This window comes from Albidovulum sp. (assembly GCF_049646345.1).
Lineage (GTDB): Bacteria > Pseudomonadota > Alphaproteobacteria > Rhodobacterales > Rhodobacteraceae > Albidovulum.
Genome location: NZ_JBARVQ010000296.1, coordinates 1 through 5,097, shown reverse-complemented (window position 1 = coordinate 5,097; position 5,097 = coordinate 1). Strand labels below are relative to the sequence as shown.

Annotated in this window: 5 protein-coding genes; all 5 read right to left on the bottom strand. The window is 60.9% G+C overall.

Features of this window, described 5'->3' with window-relative positions; all coding sequences use genetic code 11:
- Positions 1 to 585, bottom strand: a 585-nt coding sequence (locus WBB85_RS07420) for an outer membrane lipoprotein-sorting protein (protein WP_432637986.1), incomplete at its 3' end; no start/stop codon positions are given.
- Positions 579 to 1,415 (bottom strand): thioesterase II family protein, encoded by an 837-nt coding sequence (locus tag WBB85_RS07415; protein WP_432637985.1) that lies wholly within the window; start codon positions 1,413 to 1,415, stop codon positions 579 to 581. The genes WBB85_RS07420 and WBB85_RS07415, both read right to left, overlap by 7 nt.
- Positions 1,412 to 2,599, bottom strand: a complete 1,188-nt coding sequence (locus tag WBB85_RS07410; RefSeq protein ID WP_432637984.1) for an acyl-CoA dehydrogenase family protein — start codon at positions 2,597 to 2,599, stop codon at positions 1,412 to 1,414. The genes WBB85_RS07415 and WBB85_RS07410 overlap by 4 nt, the downstream gene beginning before the upstream one ends.
- A complete protein-coding gene (locus tag WBB85_RS07405) occupies positions 2,599 to 3,711 on the bottom strand; it encodes a thioester reductase domain-containing protein (RefSeq protein ID WP_432637983.1) in 1,113 nt (370 codons plus the stop codon). The genes WBB85_RS07410 and WBB85_RS07405 overlap by 1 nt, the downstream gene beginning before the upstream one ends.
- A partial coding sequence (locus WBB85_RS07400; protein ID WP_432637982.1) for a hypothetical protein occupies positions 3,708 to 5,097 on the bottom strand: 1,390 nt, incomplete at its 5' end. The genes WBB85_RS07400 and WBB85_RS07405, both read right to left, overlap by 4 nt.

The window sequence follows — 5,097 nt, the reverse complement described above, 5'->3', positions numbered from 1 at the left end:
ATTGTAATACTCGATCTGCAGGGGCTGATAATTGCCCGGATCAAGGAACGCGCGCAGCTGGGTGTATCCGGTACCCGAATAGCTTGGCTTATAGACAACCGAGATCGCTTTCTTGCCCCCGAGGGTCACATCTTCGGCGCTGGTGTAGCTGTATTTCTCAACTTCAAAGGATGACAGATCCTCATAGGCGAAATCGCTGCCGACAAACGCGCCGCTGCGGTTCGAGGATGATATCCGCTTGACCCGACCGACAGATGGCAGGAAGAGCCATTGCTGGTCATTGCCATTGAGCGCGGAATGGGTCAGCACGGAAATACCCTGCACATCGGCAGGGCTGGAAAATACGTTGATCGTCTGGTTTCCGCGGCCAGACACCTCCAGCACGAATTGACGCATCTTGCGGGTGACTTCGCGGCCCCCCGAATTGATCGTCATCGTCACATCCGAAACGGAATTCGTCAGCCCGCGCCGCAATTCGCGGTTCCTTGACATGACGGCTGCGGGGTCTGATGCGGCGAGGCTGGGCGTGGCCAGCGACGCCAGAGCGGAAAGCACCATTGTCCGGCGGGTAAGATCGGTCAACATTGCATGATCCTTTCTTTGCTGAGGAGGGAAGTCGGGGGAGTGATGGTCGCAGGCGACAGGGTCGCCGCGATGCTTTGGGCAAGCTGACCGGGAACGCTCGACAGAAAAAAGTGTTCCGCATCTAGTTCAGTTAACTCAAATCCCTTATTCGCAAGTGATTTCCAGGCTGACATCATCGCGGGTGTCGCCAAGTGATCCTGACGACCAGCAATCGCGTGAATTGGAACCCCGACGGGTGTCGGGTCGGTCAGCTGATAGGTTTCGGACAGTGCGAAATCGGCCCGCAGGATCGGCAGGAACAGGTCCATCAATTCGGTATTGGCCAGCACCTGCTCGGGGGTGCCCTGATAGTCCCTCAGCCGCTCAATGAACGCTTCCTTCGGCAGCAGGTGCATTGGTTCTTCGGCACCGAGAGTGGGGGAGCGTTTGGCCCCAAGAATTAGCTTTTCGGGTGAGCGGAAGTACATTTTGGGCAGCCGCCGTGCCAGCTCAAACGCCACCAATGCGCCGTTGGAATGGCCATAGAAGGCAAAGGGGCGATCAAGTTGTGCCCGGATCCCGACTGCGAGGTCGTGCACCAACAGGTCGAGCCGCGATAGCGGGTCTTCGCCGAACCGTGACCGTCGCCCCGGATAATCGACGCCGACGACTTCGATCCACGGGGGAAGATGTGTTGCGAGGGGTTCGAAATCCTGTGCGCTGCCGCCGGCAAACGGAAAGCAGAACAACCGCAGATCGGCTGTTGCCCGGCCCGGGTAACGGTAAAACCCGGTGTCGGGGCGGGGTGCGGCCGCAGATGCCGTCGGTCTTTGGGGAACGATGCGGTTCATGTTGCAGACCCCGCAAGGTTGGCAGCGATCGCCCGCAAGAGGACATTTACGGTGCCCTCATAAATCTTGCCGACCTTGGCATCGCGATAGAGCTTTTCGACCGCGTGACCCTCGGCCACACCGTTGCCGCCGAGCGTTTCGACCGCCAGACCTGCGGCCCGTTCCGCCAATTGGCTGGCGAGCAGCTTTGCGATATTGGCAAGTTCCATGGCCGACATATAGCTGCGCGCGGTGTCAAGCTTGCGGGCAGCCGCCAGCATCGTCAGTTCGACCGAGGCAATTTCGGCCCGGATCTGGGCAAGCGGGAAGGCCACGCCCTGATGGTTTAGGATCAATGATCCGAATGCCTCGCGCTTTTGGGCATAATCCACGCTTTTTCGCAGCGCACCTTCGGCCAGTCCGAGCATCTGTGCCGCAATGCCGATCCGGCCGCAGACCAGCCCGTACATGGCAACATCAATCCCGCCATTCGGCCCGCCAAGAATATCGTCATCGGTCAGGTGAACGGCATCGTAACGCACCGCGCAGGTGGATGAAGCGCGCATGCTCATCTTGTCAAGACGCGGGCCGACCGACACACCGGGGGCAGTGGCCGGAACCAGGACACAAGCCGTCCCTTTGCCCAATCGGGCCAAAACAAGAAACACGCCTGCTTCGCTGGCGTTGGTGATCCAGTACTTTTCACCGTTCAGCCGGTAGCCACCCTGCGGGTCCTCGGTCAGTTCGGTGGTTATACGGCTCAGATCCGATCCCGCCTGCGGTTCGGTCGCGGCGAAGGCTGCGATCTGATCCTGCGCCAATCGGGGCAACCAATGCTCTTTTTGCGCTTCCGTACCGAACCGCAACAGGCAGCGGACAGTCAGCGCGTTGTGGACGTGTACCAGCACCGCGACGGCGGGATCTGTGCGCGAAAGGCCGCGGATTGCTTCCGCGACGCCTTCCATACCATCTGCCGGAACGCTGAGAGAGGCCCGACCGGGCACATCGCCGGCGCGGAAGGCGTCAAGTTCAAGCGACAGGAGGCCGGTTTCGCGGAGTTTTGCCAGCACCTCTGGATCAAAGGCCTGCGCCCGATCCTGTGGATGAACATGTTTTGTAAGGTTTTCCTGCGACCAGTTGTCGACACGGTCGAGAAAGCTCTGACTGGCTTTGCGGGCTTGGGCCCTTGCCTTGACCAGGTCCATCACGAAACCTCCTGCAATTGTTTGAAATCGGGCAGCACGCCGCAGTCGCGCATCCCGTTGAGATTGGCCCGCCAGAAGCGCGCGTCTGTTTCAGGATGGGTGACGCCGAGATCGCTCAGAGTGTCACGCGTGACCTTGCTGTCGAAGAGGCGTCGGGTGCTTTCGACCGGAAAGTCGGGGGTAAAATATTCTATCAGGGGGGCCAGATCGCTATCTGGCGAGGCGCGAAGTTTTTCCACCCACTCGGGGTAGGGGATCAACCGAAGGGGTGCGCCCATGTCTTGCATAAGTTTGAAGACATCGGTCATTCGGGTCGCGGTGTCGTGCACCACATGCCAGATGGAACCGGGTTCGGTCGCACCGGCACCTGTACGCAGCCCGAGGGCAACCAAACCTTGTGCACCATAGGCGACGGAGGTTGAGTTGATCTGCAACGGGCTTTCCGGCGCAACGCCAAGTTTTGCGCAGGCCTGAATCAGCAAGGTCACCGCGTCACGCGGGTTTGGCGCACCGACAAGACCATCGCCGCACATAAGACCGGGCCGGAAAATCGCCGTGGCCACGCCGCGCCTGGCGGCCGCGGTCACAAGGCGTTCCGAAAGCATCTTGGTATTCGCATAGCCGTATCGCATGGCCTGTTGCGGATCCACCAGATCGCGCTCGCGGATCGGCGTGCTGTCCGTGCGGTGATCAAAGAGCCTCAGCGTCGAGACAAAGAGAAACGGCGCCGCGCTGGCTTCGGCCAGACGCAGGGCGTCCTGGGTGGCCACCACATTGGCCGCGCGCAACTGCTTGAGCCCAAGCACGTAATTCACGTTCGCGCCATTGTGGATCACGCAGTCGATCTTCCCGACCAGCCTGTCGAATGCCAGCCCCAGACCCAGCTTTGGCTGGGCCAGATCGCCTTGCATGGCAGTAAAGCGACCGGCAAAGTCGTCCTGCCAAAGACGGTTCTTGCGCAAGGCGCCTTCGATCCGGTCAGCGCCACCGCCGCGCAGGTGGCACGTGACATGCCCCGTGCCGCAGCGCAAAAGCTCGGCCAGAATGTGCGAACCGAAATAGCCCGTGGCACCGGTAAGGAAGACATTGTTCCATACTTGCGTGGCGGTCATGATGCCACCTTCCTGTCGGCGAAAAGATCAGTTGCCTGCCACAGGTCAGGCTGGTCACACAGCGCTTCGAGTGTCGTGCGCAATAATTTGTGCGCCGTTTCGGCCCAACTCTGGGACAGGTGCGACCGTGAAATGAACCAGTGATTTTCAAGCACGCCGGCATTCTCGACCAGCACATATTCCAGAGCGGTGTCGGGTGCTTTCAGCTCGATCCCCAGATAGTCTCCGAACCAGCGCAGGGGCGGTACGTTGCCCGCCAGTACGAATTCCTCGAACCGGTTGCAGGTGTTGCTGTAAACGATCTTGCCACCGCGATCGTCATCAGCCTGCCAAAGCGACGCCGCATCGAAAAAGGCGAATGCCGCAGAGCGGTCCGCGCGATCCTGTTCTGCCCGCACGCGTTCAACAAAGGGCAATTCGTCATCGCTGAAGCGCCCGGCGGGCTGGCCCAGGGTGAACTGTCCAAGCAATTCATAAATGTCCGGGTCCAGTGGAAACCTCTGGAAACTGCGGCTTTCGTAGGCAAATCGTGAACGGCCGGACAGATGGGCCATCAGTTCATTGAACACTACCTGCGTCATGACCAATTCGCTCACGCCGAACTGGCGGGCGATGCGCTGACCGCCGGTCCAGGTGTCCCGGGCAATGTCGCCACAGATGTAGCCATATCCGGTTTCGCCGGTCGGTCCGACAAAGAGGTCGCTGGCCAGCAGGCGCCCGGGTGTCCTGGCGATCTGGCGCTCCCAGTGCCGACGGGCATCCTGACCTTCGACCGATGCCAGCCAGGCATCTTCGGTCCGGCGGTAATCCGCCAGATGGAACGGCCCCTTCGGATCGTAGTTGCCCTCGTAGATCCGGCGGCATCGCAGGGCGAGGAATTCGATGCTGGCCGGGTCAATGACCCGCTGATCGAAACTGTAGAAACAGGCGGCCTCATCCCCGTCCAGCTGGATCAACGCAACGACAGCAGGATCGGGGTTCGCTTCGCAGGCCATCTGCTCGATCCGGGCGCGAACGCCGTCGATCAGTGCCGCCACGCCGCTTTCCGGCAGTCCGCGCGCATCCTGCCGGATCACCCGAAAAGGCGACTCGGGCGGCGACACCACGCATTGGCCATCTTCTATCCGGGTGCGCAGAGCATCGGTAACCCGGGAAAGCTCATGCCAGGCGGCCTCGTAACGGTCGAGGTCGAGACCGGTCTTGCGGGTTTCAAGCAGCATCCGGTAATCGGCGCTGTTCGGCGTCGCATAGCGCAACCTTTCGGCCAGAAAGGGCCGCGGCGGGATCGGATCGTGACGCGCCGAGGGATCAACCAGCAACCCCGTCGGTGCCGGAGGTTCGTCGGTCCGGATTGTTTCGGCCCGTCCTTTCAGGCGCTGCTCCAAC